This window comes from Rhodanobacter sp. FW510-R10, from assembly GCF_058781105.1.
The window spans coordinates 2,198,534-2,213,989 of sequence record NZ_JBYSWL010000001.1 but is presented as its reverse complement, the minus strand read 5'-3'; the positions used below and the strand labels follow the sequence as shown (position 1 = coordinate 2,213,989).

11 protein-coding genes are annotated in these 15,456 nt (G+C 62.0%); 2 read left to right on the top strand and 9 right to left on the bottom strand.

Annotated features, from left to right (window positions below):
* Positions 1-18: 18 nt before the first annotated feature.
* The 7 genes from AC3WJB_RS09575 to AC3WJB_RS09545 form a co-directional block, all read right to left on the bottom strand.
* Positions 19-1,011: a PQQ-dependent catabolism-associated beta-propeller protein gene (locus AC3WJB_RS09575; RefSeq protein WP_492680967.1), complete on the bottom strand. Its 993-nt coding sequence runs from the start codon at positions 1,009-1,011 to the stop codon at positions 19-21.
* The gene (locus AC3WJB_RS09570; RefSeq protein WP_492680965.1) at positions 1,008-2,252 is read right to left on the bottom strand and encodes an ABC transporter substrate-binding protein; all 1,245 of its coding nucleotides are present in this window, start codon (positions 2,250-2,252) and stop codon (positions 1,008-1,010) included. The genes AC3WJB_RS09575 and AC3WJB_RS09570 overlap by 4 nt, the downstream gene beginning before the upstream one ends.
* Positions 2,249-4,111 carry an ankyrin repeat domain-containing protein gene (locus AC3WJB_RS09565; RefSeq protein ID WP_492680963.1) on the bottom strand — a complete coding sequence of 621 codons (1,863 nt, stop codon included), beginning with the start codon at positions 4,109-4,111 and terminating at the stop codon, positions 2,249-2,251. The genes AC3WJB_RS09570 and AC3WJB_RS09565 overlap by 4 nt, the downstream gene beginning before the upstream one ends.
* Positions 4,112-4,260: 149 nt before the next feature.
* Positions 4,261-6,120, bottom strand: coding sequence for a PQQ-dependent dehydrogenase, methanol/ethanol family (locus AC3WJB_RS09560; protein ID WP_492680961.1), 1,860 nt, complete (start codon positions 6,118-6,120; stop codon positions 4,261-4,263).
* A 1,130-nt stretch (positions 6,121-7,250) separates the two neighbouring features.
* Positions 7,251-8,099 (bottom strand): S-formylglutathione hydrolase, encoded by an 849-nt coding sequence (fghA, locus tag AC3WJB_RS09555; RefSeq protein ID WP_492680959.1) that lies wholly within the window; start codon positions 8,097-8,099, stop codon positions 7,251-7,253.
* A gap of 402 nt (positions 8,100-8,501) precedes the next feature.
* Positions 8,502-9,671 (bottom strand): OmpA family protein, encoded by a 1,170-nt coding sequence (locus tag AC3WJB_RS09550; protein ID WP_492680957.1) that lies wholly within the window; start codon positions 9,669-9,671, stop codon positions 8,502-8,504.
* 340 nt (positions 9,672-10,011) lie between these two features.
* Positions 10,012-11,463 carry a bifunctional 2-methylcitrate dehydratase/aconitate hydratase gene (locus tag AC3WJB_RS09545; RefSeq protein WP_492680955.1) on the bottom strand — a complete coding sequence of 484 codons (1,452 nt, stop codon included), beginning with the start codon at positions 11,461-11,463 and terminating at the stop codon, positions 10,012-10,014.
* Positions 11,464-11,741: 278 nt separating this feature from the next.
* Here AC3WJB_RS09545 and AC3WJB_RS09540 point away from each other — a divergent pair, with 278 nt between their 5' ends.
* Together AC3WJB_RS09540 and AC3WJB_RS09535 are read left to right on the top strand one after the other, a co-directional pair.
* Positions 11,742-12,443, top strand: coding sequence for a TerC family protein (locus AC3WJB_RS09540; RefSeq protein ID WP_492680953.1), 702 nt, complete (start codon positions 11,742-11,744; stop codon positions 12,441-12,443).
* Between the two features lie 148 nt (positions 12,444-12,591).
* On the top strand, positions 12,592-13,200 hold the full coding sequence (locus AC3WJB_RS09535; protein ID WP_492680951.1) for a glutathione S-transferase family protein: 609 nt from the start codon (positions 12,592-12,594) through the stop codon (positions 13,198-13,200).
* A 93-nt stretch (positions 13,201-13,293) separates the two neighbouring features.
* Here AC3WJB_RS09535 and prpC read toward each other — a convergent pair whose 3' ends face one another.
* The gene (gene prpC / locus AC3WJB_RS09530) at positions 13,294-14,445 is read right to left on the bottom strand and encodes a bifunctional 2-methylcitrate synthase/citrate synthase (protein ID WP_492680949.1); all 1,152 of its coding nucleotides are present in this window, start codon (positions 14,443-14,445) and stop codon (positions 13,294-13,296) included.
* 61 nt (positions 14,446-14,506) lie between these two features.
* On the bottom strand, positions 14,507-15,397 hold the full coding sequence (gene prpB / locus AC3WJB_RS09525) for a methylisocitrate lyase (protein ID WP_492680948.1): 891 nt from the start codon (positions 15,395-15,397) through the stop codon (positions 14,507-14,509).
* Positions 15,398-15,456: the final 59 nt, after the last annotated feature.

Genomic DNA, 15,456 nt, shown 5'->3' with positions numbered 1-15,456 from the left:
CCATCACCGAACAACAGCTCAGGGCACGAGCGCTATGCCCCACGGCAGGCGACCGACAGGCACCGAAACCTCGGGCTTGAGTGATTTGACATCGACCACCGTCACGTCATTGGTGAAGCCGTTAACGACGTAAAGCTTCGAGCCGTCGGGAGACAGCGCCATGTGCCAAGGCCGCTGCCCCACGATGATGTAGTCACTCACTTTATAGGTCTTGGTGTTGACGACGGCAACGTGGTTCGCGGGACCGAGCGCGACAAACGCCTCCGAGCCGTCCTTCGACATCGTGATGCCGACTGGCTGGATGAACTCGGCACGCATCCCAGGAATCGCAAAGCCGATCTTTTGCACGAGCTGGTGGGTACTCACGTCGACCACCGACACCGTGCCACCGACCTCCGAGGACACCCAGACATGGCTGCCGTCGGGCGTGAACGTGGCCACGCGTGGACGCGTATCCACGAGCACGCTGGCCACCAGTTTGAGTGCCTTGTTGTCGATGAAATGCACCATGCTGGTGCCTTCGGAGGTTGCCGCCGTGAGCTGGTTGTCCGGACTGACACGCATGCCCTCGGGTTCCGTGCCAACGGGAATCTCCGCAAGCAGTTTGCCCGTCTCCGCATTCAGCACGGTGACCATGGCGTTGTTTTCGTTGGCGATGTAGACCCGCGTGCCATCGTTGCCCACAGCCATCAATTCCGGGTCTGGCCCCGAGGGCAGCTGACGCGTGACTTCAAGCTTCGCCACATCGATGACATCGATCCGGTTGCTGTCACCCACGCACACGTACACCCACTTCCCATGAGGCCCCGCCACGATGCCGCGCGGCCGCTGGCCGGTTGGTATGGTCTTGATCGTCTTGAGCGTATTGCTGTCCAGCACGGTCACGGTATTGCCGCGCTCGTTGCTCACAAACAGCATCGCGGCCGACACGGATGGTGCCGCAAGGGCCACCAGCAGCAAACACGCGGTGGCAACCCGCGTGCGCAGCCCGTTGTGGTTGAACGTTCTCATTTGGAGAACCTGCACAGGCTTCGAGGTTGGTCGAACCCAAGGGTATCGGTCGTGTACACCGGGTGCAGAAAACCCGGTTGGGGCGACATCGAAACCAGGGTCAGTGGGTCCATGAGCAGGATCGGTTGTCGCAGCTGATGATCCCACGAGCGGAAGTTCATGCCCTGACCCTTGTACCCCGAGAGCTTGAGATTGTCCGAAGTGATGTAGTTCCGGATCGCGTCGACATTGTTGTTCTTGTCGTACATCACGGCCATCCCCAGCAGATGGACCGCAAGCCATCCCTCATAGTCGCGCACCGTGATCTCACGGTGCGCGAATTTCACAAAGTGGTCATGCAATGGCTCGGCACCGTATGACTCGTATGCCGCACCCCAAGCCGTCGCCACCAAGCCATCCGTACCCACCACGGGCCGTGGATCGGTGGTCCTATATTGCAGGTAGAGTCCGAACGAATTGGTCTCGTCGGCCACGAAGGCGACGTCGTAGTCCGGTACGCCGCGCGTCAGCATCGGCATTTGCGTCTGGATTTCCTGGAAGCCGGTATCCACGCGGCGCGCCCCGGTTTCGAGCTCATACGCGCGCTCCGCCACGATCTTGGCACCGTAGAGCTTGGCTGAACGCTTGATGGCGTTGGCGTACTCGACGTCGGCCGGATGCTTGCCACGCACGAGAAACCACCGCGTCCACTTCTTCCACACCAGATACTGTGCCAGTGCGTCGGTGAGCATTGCATCGCCCGGAATCAGGTGGAAAACGTTGCGGCGACACTGGGTCTGCCGCAGCACGTCGTCCCGTGCGCGCATGTTCAGGATGATCGCGTCTTTTGCCTGTGGCAAATCTGCAACCGCGAGCAAATCCGGGGCTTCCAGATTGGCGAGGATGAGGCGCTGACCGGCCGCCAGCAGTTTTTTTGCTGCCGCAACCACGTCGCCGCCCTGCGGCACGACCGTCTCGTCGAGGACAAACTGTTGTCTCAAAAATTTTCCGGCAACATTGTTCTCGTTGGTCCCAAGGCGCGCGCCTGCCAGGCCCTCGTCGGGAATAACGGCAGGTTTGAGCAGCGACAGTGGCGGCGGTTCCCGGTATTCCTTGCCAAGATACGCATAATGCGTGACGAGCGTGCCGCTGCTTCCCGCGCCTTTACTCTTGCCCTGCGCACTGGCGGGTGAGGCAAAACTGGCCGCTGCCAGCATCAATGCCAGCGCACCTGCAGCAACGGTGACACCGCACACCTTCATTGCAGCGGACGCTGCACGGGAGCAGCCGGACCTTGCGGCGAGGCGAACCGCGTCATCAACTCGAGCGTCTTTGCTGCCGTATCGTTGCCGTTGTCTTTGGCTATATCAAGCGCGGTTTTGCCGTCCTCGGAATGGACGTCGATTTTCGCCCCGGCCTGAATCAGCAAACCGATCAGAGGCGCGTTGTCGTACCCGGCCGCTATCATGAGCGCCGTAACCCCGCCCCGGCCCCGGGCATTCACATCGGCACCCTTGCTGACCAGCAACTGGCCGATCTCGACGGGGGAAACTCCGTCGCTCAGGTAGCGGTCGCCATCGACCGGAACGTTGCCGCTCTGCTCAGCCTTCTCATGCGTCGCCACGATCATCAACGGCGTCAGCCGATTGCGGCCACATTGCACGTCGGGCGAGGCACCCGCCTTGATCAGCGTCGAGGCGGCCAGGAAGCTGCGGGTGTCGAGCGCGCTGCAGAGGGCTGTCAAGTCTTCGGGATTCTTCATGGTCAGGCTGGCGCCGTGTTGCAGGAGCGCTTCCACTGACGGCACGTGATCGCGGTAAGCCGCCTCCATCAGCGGCGTCAAGCCATCCGCGCTGCGTGCGTTGGCATCCGCGCCGAGATCGAGTAGCAGCTTGACAGTCGCCGAATCGCGAGCACTGGCGGCACTGAACAACGGTGTCGCACCCATGGAGTCGCGTGCGTTCAGCTCTGCCCCATGTGCAGCCAGAAACTTGATGCGCGCCGGGTCAGATGCCACCACTGCTTGCGCCAGCTCGGCGTTCAGATTGGCGCCCGCCGCAAGCGATTTCTTCACGTTTTGTACCGTGACGAATTCGCCTGGAGCCACCTGGGACTGGTCGATGTGAACCAGGTCCTCATCCAGCGGCTGCGTGTACCGCGCATAGGCACTGGCTCCCGTTGAATAGGCGCCGTGCGAGGGGAGGTTGCCCTGGACGATGCACTCGCTGCATTGGACCAACGGAACGCCGAAATCCTCGAGAATCGCCTTGATCTTGCTTGCCGAGGCCTCCAGAGCGTTGTCCAACGCATATTTCAGAACCACGTCGTTTTCGCGCACGCCGATGGCCATGGCGTATTCCAACTGCACGTCGTTGGACATCAGGTTGACCGGTTGCAGCACGATCGGCGCGTCCTTCTTGGCCTTGGCATAACCGGCAAACGGGCCCCACACCCCCACCACGTCGAGTTGGCCGCCCCCTATCTGTTCAACCTGCCGCCACTGCTGCTGGGCGCCGCCGTTGCTTGCGGTGTCGTAGCTGACCGTAAGGACGTGGATACCATTCTTGAGCCCGTTTTCGGCGAGCGCCTGGCGCAAAGCGGAGGTTTGGTACACGCCGACGCGGAGCTTCCTTAGGGCAGGGTCGGTGAGGCTCTTGATATGGATCCCGCTGTCCTGGCCATAAGCGAAAACGTATGTCGACCGGTAGATCGGCTCAGTCATCAGCACGCCCGAAACACTGGCCGGGATGTCGACCACGAGATCGCAGTTTCCCAGCGGCTCGGCCGCGTTCCCGAACGCCCGTCTCAAGAACCCGTGCTCTATGTACGACATCCAGTAGAACCCCACCGTGGTGTGCATGGCACTCGCCAGCACCTTGACGATCTGGTTGTCGATGCCGTCGCCATTGCGGTCCGAAAACGGCATGTTGGCGGGGTCCGCACAGGCCGTCAGCGGCCGTAGCTGCTGATGTAGCGCGGCCTCTTTCGCGGCGTTCCGTTCGGGCGCCGTCATCTCGCTGAATTTCAGGTCGAGGTTGTAATAGGTCTTTTCCTGCGCCCACGCCAACCCAGCCACCATCAGCGCAAGACATCCAACGAATATTGCGATACCAAATTTCATGTCATGCAGTGCACTTCGAAAGAACCTCGCACGTTTGCTGCCGACTCCACATCTCAGCATCAATGCCGGGGTTGCACCTGGCAACCCCGGCAGACTTCACGATGCAAAGGTGGTTGGTACACCTCTACAACTCAACGATAGACACGCCGTCACTTCGTGCCATTGGTGTCCGCGACGTTCTGGTGCTGCGGTCCACCCAGGCGGAACGTATACAAGGTGCCACCCTGCGGCACGAGGTTCAGGTTGGTGGACTTGGCCATCGCGGTGGCACCGATCGCGCCGAACTTGTCGTTGAAGTTCAGACCAGCGGCAACCGGCAGTCCGGCCCAGCCACCCAGCCCGGCGAACACCGCTACATACTGTTGGCCGTTGACCTGGTAGCTGATCGGGTTGCCGATAATCCCCGAACCCAGCTTGCGCATCCACAGGACCTTGCCGGTCTTGGCGTCCACAGCCCGGAAGTTACCCACCATATCGCCATAGAAAACCACGCCGCCAGCCGTGACCAGCGCACCACTCCAAGTCTGGTACTTGTTCGGGATCTTCCAGAGGATCTTGCCGGTGTTGACATTGAAGGCCTGGAACTGGCCCACAAGGCCAGGCGTGCTTTCGTACATGTACACATTGGCAAACGCGTAACCCGAGCCCTGTTGCGTACTGGTGCGCTTCAGCGGGGTGTCCTCCATGCACCACTGATTGGTCGGCACGTAGAAGACCTCCGGGTTGGCCGGATCCACGGCTACCGGCTGCTGGTCCTTGCCGCCCATGGCCGACGGGCACGCCTGCACGGCCTTGTCGATGCTGAAGGGTGCGTGCGCCTTGACCTTGATCGGGCGATCAGTCCCGCCGACGTCGATCTTCTCGGCCCAGTTCACAGGAACGTAGTTGTGTGCGCGCAGCACTTGGCCGGTTTTGCGGTCCAGTACATAGGCAAAGCCGTTGCGATCGAAATGCACCAGTACAGGGCGATTCTTCTGGCCATCGATATCCATGTTGACCAGGATCATGCCGTTGACACCGTCGTAGTCCCACTGGTCGAACGGGGTCATCTGGTATGCCCAGACCAGCTCACCCGTCGACGCATTGCGCGCCATGATCGACAGCGACCACTTGTTGTCCTGGGTACCGTCGTTGCACTTTTCAAACGTGTCGTATTTGCAGCGATACGTAGGGCTCCACGTGCCGGGGTTGGCGGTGCCGTAGTAGACCAGGTTCAGATTCGCGTCATAGCTCATCCAGCCCCAGACGGTCGCACCGCCGCGCAGGTGCTCATCGCCTGGATACTCATCAACGCCACGATAGGTCTTCAGGGTGCCGTGCTTTGGAACTGCCTTGTTGGTGTTCGCGGTCATGCCAACGTCCTTGGCGCTGCCGTTGTTCCAGAAGCTCCAGACCTTCTTCCCGGTGGCGATCGAGAAGGCAGCGATGTCGCCGCGCGCCGCAAGCTCAGAACCACCGTAGCTGATGATCACGTTGTTGCCCGCAATCACGCCCGCCTGAGTCATGGTCTGGCCTTTCTCCGGGTAGGCGACCTTCACGGTCCAGTCCACCTTGCCGGTCGAGGCATCCAGTGCGATCAGGTAACCGTCCAAGGTATGGAAGATCACCTTGCCGTCGGCATAGTTGAGGCCGCGGTTGACGGTGTCGCAGCACGCGATACCGACGGCGCTGTTGTCACGGCCGTCCTTCTTGAGGTAGTTCCAGACAGCCACCGGGTGGTCCGGGTCGGACAAATCCAGCGCCTGCACGACGTTCGGCCAGCCACTGACCAAATACATCATCGGTTTGCCGCCAACCTCCACGACGAGTGGCTGACCTTCCTGGCCGCGCAACGAGCTGAGCGACTGACTCCACGTGAATTGCAGGTCGCCCGCGTTGCTGGTGTTGATCTGCTTCAGCGGGCTGAAACGCGTCAGGTGATTGTCGCGACCCGGTGCGGGCCACAAGTTGGGGTTCTGTGCGCGCTTGGCAATGGCTTCGGACGCGCTCGCTTCGCTTGTCTGGGCCATTGCCTGGGCCACTGCCGTTGCACCGACAACCAACCCCAGGCAGGCGAGCATCGTGATGCAAAACCTGGACCGGCGTGACTGGCTTCTGTTTTGAGAACTCATGGCGATCTTCTCTCCTCTGCATGTCACTGAACAATCATTCTGGACATTCATCCAGGGATAGCGGGACATTCATCCAGGCATAGCCAAATACCGGCCTTTGGTTCCTGTCGCGCCCCGACTGCACGGCTAACCACCTGTTATGCGAGGGCAATTTCGTCAACGCGGCAGGCTCTGGTCTCGCGTAGACGGATCGATGGCGGCATACACGCGTCTCCGTACTGTGTCAAGTGCGCTGATCGAGCCTCCGAAATCCAGCGATTGCGGCGAGTTGAGCCGCGGGAGCGTAACCGGATGGCCTGTTCTTCGGATCGGCCTTAACCCAGCGACCTTCCCCGCAGCCGCTGGTTGGTCAGGTCGGTAGTTGCAGATCGCATGCCAGGTTCCGGTATTGAAACAGCACGTAGATTCAATGCTTTGGAGGTAGCAAATCTGTGGTTGTCACCTTGAGTGTCACGGATCCGGTACATCGTTGTACCGGCCAGATGACACTACGAGAGTAGTGGTGGCTGAGTTTGAACGCTGACCTGCAACGCCCACGCTCGTCGCCGCGAATGCGCCCACCATTGCCGAGAAAACATATCGCGAACGTTGCGCGATTCATGCCGCAGAGACGGCCGAAAACGGCCTGTCGTTTCCTCTGACTCAAACCAGCTCCCCAAGGCAAAATCCTCGAGGTGCATTCGGCGTGAGGCGGCAATGGTCTTTGCCTCTTTGGATCAGGTTCGATTGCTACCCGATCGGTTCACGATGCATGTCAGGGTAGTTGTCGCCCCGCTACTCACGCAGCTTTGGCCAAGGTCGAATTGATCTTGCCCCCGAGAGACGTACCCCTTGTCATGTGATTCAAGCCACGCAAGGATAACCACGACGGAGGCAACGCGAACACACCACACCCTGGAATTCAAGCCAGAGGCAGTACGACTGGTCGAAGCTTGTCGGAACCAAAGCCGCCGTGGGCATGACGCGGGAACTGCCAGACCAGACCCCGTCTCGCGTCGAGGCGGTCGCCCGCGCGGACTACCAGGAGGTCAAACACACAACACTGCGGCGTGGTGTCGCAGGTGGTCCTCGATAAATGACTGGATGAACCAGTAGCTATGGTCGTACCCGGGTTGCATGCGCAACTCCAGCGGTTGACCTGTTTCGTGGCAAACCTGTTCAAAGAGTTCCGGGCGCAACTGCTCGCGAAGGAAATTATCGGCAGCACCTTGATCAATCAGGATCGTGCCAGCGAAGCGCTTGCCGGCGCGAACCAGTTCGCAGGCGTCGTGCCCGGCCCACACCGCAGGATTGTCACCAAGGTAACGAGGCAACGCCTTGCGTCCCCACGGGACCTTCGTTGGCGCGACGACCGGGGCGAGCGCGGACACCGAGCGATACCGGCCCGGATGTCGCAGTGCCAGCGTCAAGGCACCGTGACCGCCCATTGAGTGTCCCATGATCCCCGCGTGGGCAGGTTCTGCGGCGAAGTGAGTCTCGATCAACGCGGGCAACTCTTCGACGACGTGGGTTTCCATATTGAAACGCGCGGCCCACGGCGTGCGGGTCGCATTGAGATAGAAACCGGCGCCTTCGCCAAATTCCCAATCACCGGTGGCACCCTCCAAGCCGGTGTCACGTGGGCTGGTGTCGGGTGCGACCAATAGCAATCCAAGCTCCGCCGCGATACGTTGCGCACCGGCTTTGATCAAGAAGGTCTCCGCTGTGCAGGTCAACCCAGCAAGGCAGTACAGCACGGGCAACCTGCCACGCGCAGCCTGCGGCGGTGCGTATACCCCGAATGTCATCGGCCCCCCGCAGGCATCCGAAACGAACCGGTAGAATCCTTGTACCCCGCCGTAGCAGCGTTGTTCCGATAACGTTTCAATCTCGCTCATGTCCATTTCTCCTTTGTACGAATACACCGGGTTGACCCGCCGGCCAGCGTCGACAGCAGACCGCGACCGAAGCTCGACTTGCCACGTCACTGAGGCGGCGGGGTATCGCGAGCGAGGGGCTTCGGCGCAGCACCGGCACGAGCACTGGCCCTATCAATTATGCACTTGGCTCGCCCCAAATTCCGTGCACGAGGCTCCCGGCGGAGCCGCTGCGCTTTGCAGTGCCAGTGCTAGTTTCCGCGCGCCTAGAACCCGGGCTGACGAACCGCTGGAGGTCGATACCACGCTACGCGTGCGCTTGGCCGCCGGTTCCCTGTGTGCAGGGTCTGACACCATCTATATCCTGCACGCAAAAAAAGCCCGGCCGAAGCCGGGCTTTTTCATACGCGGGAAAGCAGCCTATTACTGCTGGACTTGCAGCTCGGTACGACGGTTCTGCGCACGACCCGAATCGGTCGCGTTGTCGCCGATGGGGTCGCTCTCGCCATGCCCAATCGGGCCTTCCAGACGGCTGGCGTCAATGCCATGGCTGGTCAGGTAGTCGTAGACGATCTTCGCGCGACGCTCCGACAGGCCCTGGTTGTACGCATCGGTGCCGACTGAATCGGTATAACCAGCCACGGTGACGTGCACTTGCGGATAGCGCTGTAGAGTATCAACGGCCTGGCTCAGGATCGCCATCGAATCCGAAGTCGGCACGGCCAGGGACTTGGAAATGTCCGTCTCGCCCTTCTTCGGCCGGTCGAACTTGAAGTTGACACCGCGCAGATCGATCACCACCTTTTGTGCGCAGCCATCCGGGCCGACGATCGTGCCGGCAGTGGTATTCGGGCACTTGTCGAGGCAATCGTTGACGCCATCGCCATCCGCATCCAGGGTCGAGCAATCCGGAGCTGCGGGCGCCGGAGCGGCTGGCGGTGCCGCGGGTGCCGGCGGCGGCGGCAAGCTACCGAGCCGGGCGACGACGCTCAAACCGAGGAACCAGTCGCCATAACCATTCTGGTTGCGCTGGGTCTTGTCATCCCAGTCATAGCGATAACCGGCTTCCAGACGCACATCGGAGCTGTCGGTGATGGTCTTGGAAAGACCGGCGCCCAGTTCCGCGGCAGGTGACCAGCCATTGTCGCCGGAATTATTGTGGTGACTGCCCATGATTCCAGCCAAGGCATAGGGCCGCCAGGAGTTCCAATCGCCGGCATAGAAACGGGCGGCAATACCCGTGGTGTTGTTGGCCCAATTCTGGGTCGACGAATGGCCTCCACCCGCCGCAGGGCCGCGATCACGATCGCGCTTGGTACGATCGATAAAGAGATCCAGTGAAATATTCGGATTGATGAACTTGCCGATGCCCAGCCCGTAATAGAACTGGCGGCTGTTCGTGTTGCGGTCCGTATCGTTGTAATAACCGCCGACAGTGGGCGCTACGTACCAACGACCGTCAAAGCTCGGCGAAACCGCATCGCTGCTCGAGCTGTCGACTGGAGTGGCCGGCGCCGCCGCATCCTGGGCATGCACGGCCCCTACGCCGCCCAAGGCCAGCGCGATCAAAAAATACAAACCCTTACGTTTCATCGGTTTCTCCTCAGGTGAAGGTTCTCGCGTCCGTCCGAACCTCGACCAGGTCGCGTTGCAACAAACGGAAGCCCGTTTTCTCCTTCACGCTGCTTGCAACTCGCACCTGGTGGTTCTACAACAAGCGGGACAGAGTGTAGCAAAATCGTTAATTTCCTCGCATAAACCAAAGCTGGTTTCGTTCTCGTTGGTGAGGCTTCATTCAGGAAGCCTCGCGTGCGGACGACGATCCCAGCCTCACGACGAACGACGTTGTGCCCCGTCCTCCCGCCACTGCCGCCCCGGCGACCCCATAAAAAACTCGCGCGCCAATAGGGGCCATCTTCCATTTGGCTTGTCTCTACAACGTGAAGAGGCGCATGAAGTCTTGCACCGGCATCGCATCCAGGCGATCTGGATCGGCCGTCGCCCGCATGATGGTCTGAACCTGGTGCGCCGGCAGGTGGCCACGCATTGCCACCTCGAATTTCTGCAAAAGCACCGGGATGCCCTCGGCGCGCCGTTTGCGATGACCGATCGGGTAATCAATCGAGACTTTGTCGGTGCTGCTGCCATCGGTGAAAAACACCTGCACCGAATTGCCGATATAGCGCTTGGTCGGGTCGAAATAGTCGCGCGTGAACTGCGGGTTCTCCGTCACCTCCATCTTTTCACGCAAGCGGTCGATGCGCGGATCGGCGGCCACCTCGTCGCTGTAATCCTGGGCCACCAGGCGGCCGAAGATGAGCGGCACCGCCACCATATACTGGATGCAGTGGTCGCGATCGGCGTAGTTGGCCAAGGGACCGGTCTTGTCGATGATGCGACAGCCCGCTTCCTGGGTCTCGATGCTGATCCTGGCGATCTGGTCCAGGCGTCCGGCCACTTGCGGATGCAGGCGGATTGCACATTCCACCGCGGTCTGTGCATGGAATTCGGCGGGATAGCTGATCTTCAACAGCACGTTTTCCATCACGTAGCTGCCGAACGGGCGTTCGAACTCGAACGGCTTGCCGTTGAACGCCACGTCGTAATAGCCCCAGGTGCGGGCACTGAGCGCCGACGGATAGCCCACCGCACCACGGTACACCGCGTTGATGGCGTGGGTGACAGCGCGCCGGCACGCGTCGCCGGCGGCCCAGCTCTTGCGCGGCCCGGTATTCGGTGCATGCCGGTAGGTGCGCAGCGCCCCGTTGTCGATCCAGCTGTTGGAAACCGCCGCGATGATCTGTTCCTTGCCGCCGCCCAGCATCGCCGTAGCGACGGCGGTGGAAGCCAGGCGCACGAGGATCACATGGTCCTGCCCTACCCGGTTGAAACTGTTGAGCAGCGCGTAGCAACCCTGGATTTCATGCGCCTTGATCGCATAGCCGAGTACGTCGCGCACACTCAGCGGCGTGCCACCCTCGCGCGCCGCCTTGCGGCTGAGGTAATCGCCCACCGCGAGAATGGTGCCCAGGTTGTCCGACGGATGGCCCCACTCGGCGGCCAGCCAGGTGTCGTTGAAGTCGAGCCAGCGAATCTGCGTGCCGATGGCAAAGGCGGCCTGCACTGGATCGAGCTCATGGCTGGTGCCAGGTACGCGCGCGCCACCGGGCAGGGTTGCGCCTGGCACCAAGGGACCGAGATGTTTCACGCACTCGGGGAACTTCATCGCCAACATCGCCGTGCCCAACGAATCGAGCAATACGTAACGAGCCGTGTCGTACGCCTCGCCGGAATGGATGCGGTAGTCGACGACGTACTCGGCTATGTCCACCAGCGGCTGGTCAGGATCGGGGCGCTTGGCGGAGCGGATATCAACATCGGTCATGACACATCCTGGCTGGCGGAGACTCACTATTTTAGCCGAGCCCTGCGGAGGCAGGCGACCGCGGCTTGACCATGACCCAGGCACTCCCCACAATGCCTGCGCACGTCAAAAGGGAGTAGTTCCCGGCACACGCCTAATGCGCGCCGGTATGACGGTCGTCAGCACGGGTGAAGCATCGCCCCGGCCCCATGGCAGCTTCTTGCGAACGAGACTTTCGGTGGTCATGAACCGCGCGGGTTCGTGTCGGCCACAGCCTTTGCCGCGTCTGGAAGTACGCCATGGAACTTGCCTTCAGCGAATTTTTCTCCGGCCTGCTGGCCGTCATCCTGCTCGACCTGGTACTGGCCGGCGACAATGCGCTCGTCATCGCCATGGCGGCCAGCCGCCTGTCACGGCAATTGCAGCGCAAGGCGATCTTCTGGGGCACGTTCGGCGCGGTCGCCGTGCGTTTCACGCTGACCGCGATCGTCGTTTACCTGCTCAAGCTGCCAGGCTTGATGCTCGCTGGTGGTGCGCTGCTGCTGCCGATTGCGTGGAACCTGCTGCGCCACGACGACAGTGACGATCCGCAGGTCAAGGCCACCGCCACATTCTGGGATGCACTACGCACCATCATCATCGCCGACGCGCTGATGGGCATGGACAACGTGCTGGCCATTGCCGGCGCGTCAAAGGGCCACCTGGGCCTGGTCCTGCTTGGCCTTCTGGTGAGCGTGCCCCTGGTGGTATGGGGATCCACGCTCATCCTCAGGCTGATTGCGCGCTTTCCAATCATCATGTACGTCGGCGCGGCGATGATCGCGTTCACGGCCGGCCGCATGATTGCGCATGACGACTGGCTGCACGGCTGGTTCGACTCCCACCCCGCCATGCGCTACGTGTTGGATGCGCTCCTGCTCCTGGGTGTTTGCGGCGGTGGCTGGCTGGCACGACGGCGCCCATATCCGCACGCCAGACGGTCATCTCCGCCGGCAGCCTGAGCACGCCGCGCGTCATTGCCGCCACCACCGGCGCCGACAACACGCCACGAATGGACGGCTGATCCCAAGCCACCGAGCTGCGCCGCCTTGAAGCTGGCACGATGCCGCGCCACACTGAAAACCTTCTCCCGTTGAACCTGGAGTGGCCATGAAGCTTTATTACATGCCGGGCGCCTGCCCGCTGGTCGCGCACACCGTGCTGGAATGGATCGGCGCGCCCTTTGAGATTGCCGAAGTCAAACGCGAGGCACTTAAATCCCCCGAGTACCTGCGCCTGAACCCGGCTGGCGTGGTGCCGACCCTGGTCGACGGCGACTTCGTGCTGAACGAGAACGTGGCGATCCTGCACTACCTTGCCGACCTGCACCCGCAGGCCAAGCTCGCCGGTGAGGGCCCGCGCGGTCGCGCCGATGTCAACCACTGGCTGGGGTTCCTCAATTCCGACGTGCACCAATCGTTCAAGCCGATGTTTTCCCCGGAACGCTATCTCGCCGACAGCAGCCAATACGACGATCTGGCGGCGCACGCCAAGCGTCGCTTGCAAGTGCTGTTTGCGGTCGCCGACACGCCGCTGACCAAGCATGACTGGCTTGCCGGCGCCGGGCGCTCGATCGCCGATCCCTACCTGTATGTCCTGCTGCGTTGGGCGAAGGCCAAGGAGATCGACCTCGGCGCCATGGATGGCCTGCAGCGCTTCTTCAAGCGCATGCAAGCGGATCCCGGCGTCAAGGCAGCGGAGCACGCGCAGGGCCTATGAGCCGCCGCGCGGGCGTGCGGCTTCAACGCGCTGGCGGACCGCAAAGCCCAGGGCATGCGGCCAGGGCACCGTACCGATGCCCTGGCCGGGTCTTCAACGCTTGTCGATCGGCGCGTAGACCTGGTCTTCGGGGCCGATGTAGTTGGCACTCGGCCGAATGATCTTGCCATCCTCGCGCTGCTCGATCACGTGCGCGCTCCACCCGGCCGTACGCGAGATCACGAACAGCGGCGTGAACATTGCCGTGGGCACCCCCAGCATGTGGTAGGTGCTGGCGGAGAACCAGTCGAGATTCGGGAACATCTTCTTGATCTCGGCCATCACCTTTTCGATGCGTTCGGAGATGTCGAACAAGACCGGGTTGCCGCCGTCCGTGCACAGCTTGCGTGAGATCTCCTTGATGATCTCGTTGCGCGGATCGGAGACGGTGTACACCGGATGTCCGAAACCAATGATGATTTCCTTGCGTGCCACGCGCTCGCGGATGTCGGCCTCGGCCGCGTCGGCGCTGCGGTAGCGCGAGATGATCTCCATCGCCACTTCGTTCGCGCCGCCGTGTTTGGGGCCGCGCAGCGCGCCAATGGCACCAGTGATTGCCGAATACAGGTCCGAACCGGTGCCGGCAATGACGCGTGCGGCAAACGTCGAGGCGTTGAACTCGTGTTCGGCGTAGAGGATCAGCGACTTGTCCAGGGCCTGCGCGTGCAGTTCGCTTGGCGCCTTGCCGTGCAGCAGGTGCAGGAAGTGCCCGGCAATCGAGGCGTCTTCGGTCTCGGTCTCGATGCGCTTGCCGTTGTGGCTGAAGTGGTACCAGTACAGCAGCATCGAGCCGAAGCTCGCCATCAGGCGGTCGGCGATGCCCCGCGCCTCGCTGACGTCGTGGCCCGCGCCTTCGGGCAATACCGTGCCGAGCATCGAGCAACCGGTACGCAATACGTCCATCGGGTGCGTGGCGGCTGGCAGCAGTTCCAGCGCCGCCTTGACCGGCGCGGGCAACCCACGCAGGCGTTGCAGGCGCGCGCGGTAGCGCTTCAACTCGGCCCAGGTCGGCAGCACACCGTAGACCAGCAGGTACGCCACTTCCTCAAACGTGCCCTTGGCTGCCAGCTCATGGATGTCGTAGCCGCGATAATGCAGGTCGTTGCCGCTGCGCCCGACCGTGCACAGCGCCGTGTTGCCGGCAGCCACTCCGGACAAGGCCACCGACTTCTTGGGCTTGGGTAAGGTTTGCGTCGTTTCAGCCATGCGTACCATCTCCATTTGAAATGCGCGTCAATCTTTCGGCGTCGCGCCGAGGGCCGAAGGGTCAATCAGTACCGCCATTGGCGAACAACTGATCCAGTTTGCGTTCGTAAGCGTGGTAATCGAGAAAATCGTAAAGCTCTTCCCGCGTCTGCATGTTCGGCAACGCTGCCTTTTGCGTGCCGTCGCGGCGCACGGTCCGGTAGAAATCCAGCGCCGCCTTGTTCATCGCCCGATAGGCGCCACAGCAATACAGGATGATGTCGACGTTCGCGCTGGCCAGCTCGTCGCGGGTGAACAGCGGGGTCATGCCGAACTCTGTGATGTTCGCCAGTATCGGAACCCGTGCTGCCGCCCGGAACTCGCGGTATTGCGCAAGGGTCTGGATCGCCTCGGGGAAAATCATGTCCGCACCGGCCTCCACGCAGGCCAGCGCACGCTCGATCGCGGATTCAATCCCCTCGACGGCAATGGCATCGGTCCTGGCCATGATGACGAACTGCGCATCGCTGCGGGCATCGACCGCCGCCTTCACCCGGTCGACCATTTCCTGCCTGGACACGATCGCCTTGCCGGGGCGATGGCCGCAGCGCTTGGCCGCCACCTGATCCTCGATGTGCATCGCGCCGGCGCCAGCCTTGATCAGCGAGCGCACGGTGCGCGCGATATTGAACGCGCCGCCCCAACCGGTATCGGCATCGACCAGCACCGGCAAGTCGCAGGCATCGGTGATGCGGCCGACGTCGGTGAGCACGTCCTGCAGCGCGCTGATGCCCAGGTCCGGGGTACCCAGGGAGTTCGCGGCCACGCCGCCGCCCGACAAATACAAGGCCCGGAAGCCGGTGCGCTGCGCCATGCGGGCGACATACGCGTTGATCGCGCCGACCACTTGCAGCGGCCGCTCGGCCGCGACGGCCGCGCGAAAACGCTCGCCGGCGGATTGATGGCTACTCATGTCGACTCCGGGGCAAAGCGTCATTTTAGCCCATCGCCAGCCACGGCCCCCGGGCCCAA

Excerpts from the sequence above, each read along its gene's own strand:
- AC3WJB_RS09575 (WP_492680967.1), bottom strand. The coding sequence starts at position 1,011 with ATGAGAACGTTCAACCACAACGGGCTGCGCACGCGGGTTGCCACCGCG.
- AC3WJB_RS09570 (WP_492680965.1), bottom strand. The coding sequence starts at position 2,252 with ATGAAGGTGTGCGGTGTCACCGTTGCTGCAGGTGCGCTGGCATTGATG.
- AC3WJB_RS09560 (WP_492680961.1), bottom strand. The coding sequence starts at position 6,120 with ATGGCCCAGACAAGCGAAGCGAGCGCGTCCGAAGCCATTGCCAAGCGC.
- AC3WJB_RS09565 (WP_492680963.1), bottom strand. The coding sequence starts at position 4,111 with ATGAAATTTGGTATCGCAATATTCGTTGGATGTCTTGCGCTGATGGTG.
- AC3WJB_RS09545 (WP_492680955.1), bottom strand. The coding sequence starts at position 11,463 with ATGACCGATGTTGATATCCGCTCCGCCAAGCGCCCCGATCCTGACCAG.
- AC3WJB_RS09550 (WP_492680957.1), bottom strand. The coding sequence starts at position 9,671 with ATGAAACGTAAGGGTTTGTATTTTTTGATCGCGCTGGCCTTGGGCGGC.
- fghA (WP_492680959.1), bottom strand. The coding sequence starts at position 8,099 with ATGAGCGAGATTGAAACGTTATCGGAACAACGCTGCTACGGCGGGGTA.
- AC3WJB_RS09540 (WP_492680953.1), top strand. The coding sequence starts at position 11,742 with ATGGAACTTGCCTTCAGCGAATTTTTCTCCGGCCTGCTGGCCGTCATC.
- prpC (WP_492680949.1), bottom strand. The coding sequence starts at position 14,445 with ATGGCTGAAACGACGCAAACCTTACCCAAGCCCAAGAAGTCGGTGGCC.
- AC3WJB_RS09535 (WP_492680951.1), top strand. The coding sequence starts at position 12,592 with ATGAAGCTTTATTACATGCCGGGCGCCTGCCCGCTGGTCGCGCACACC.
- prpB (WP_492680948.1), bottom strand. The coding sequence starts at position 15,397 with ATGAGTAGCCATCAATCCGCCGGCGAGCGTTTTCGCGCGGCCGTCGCG.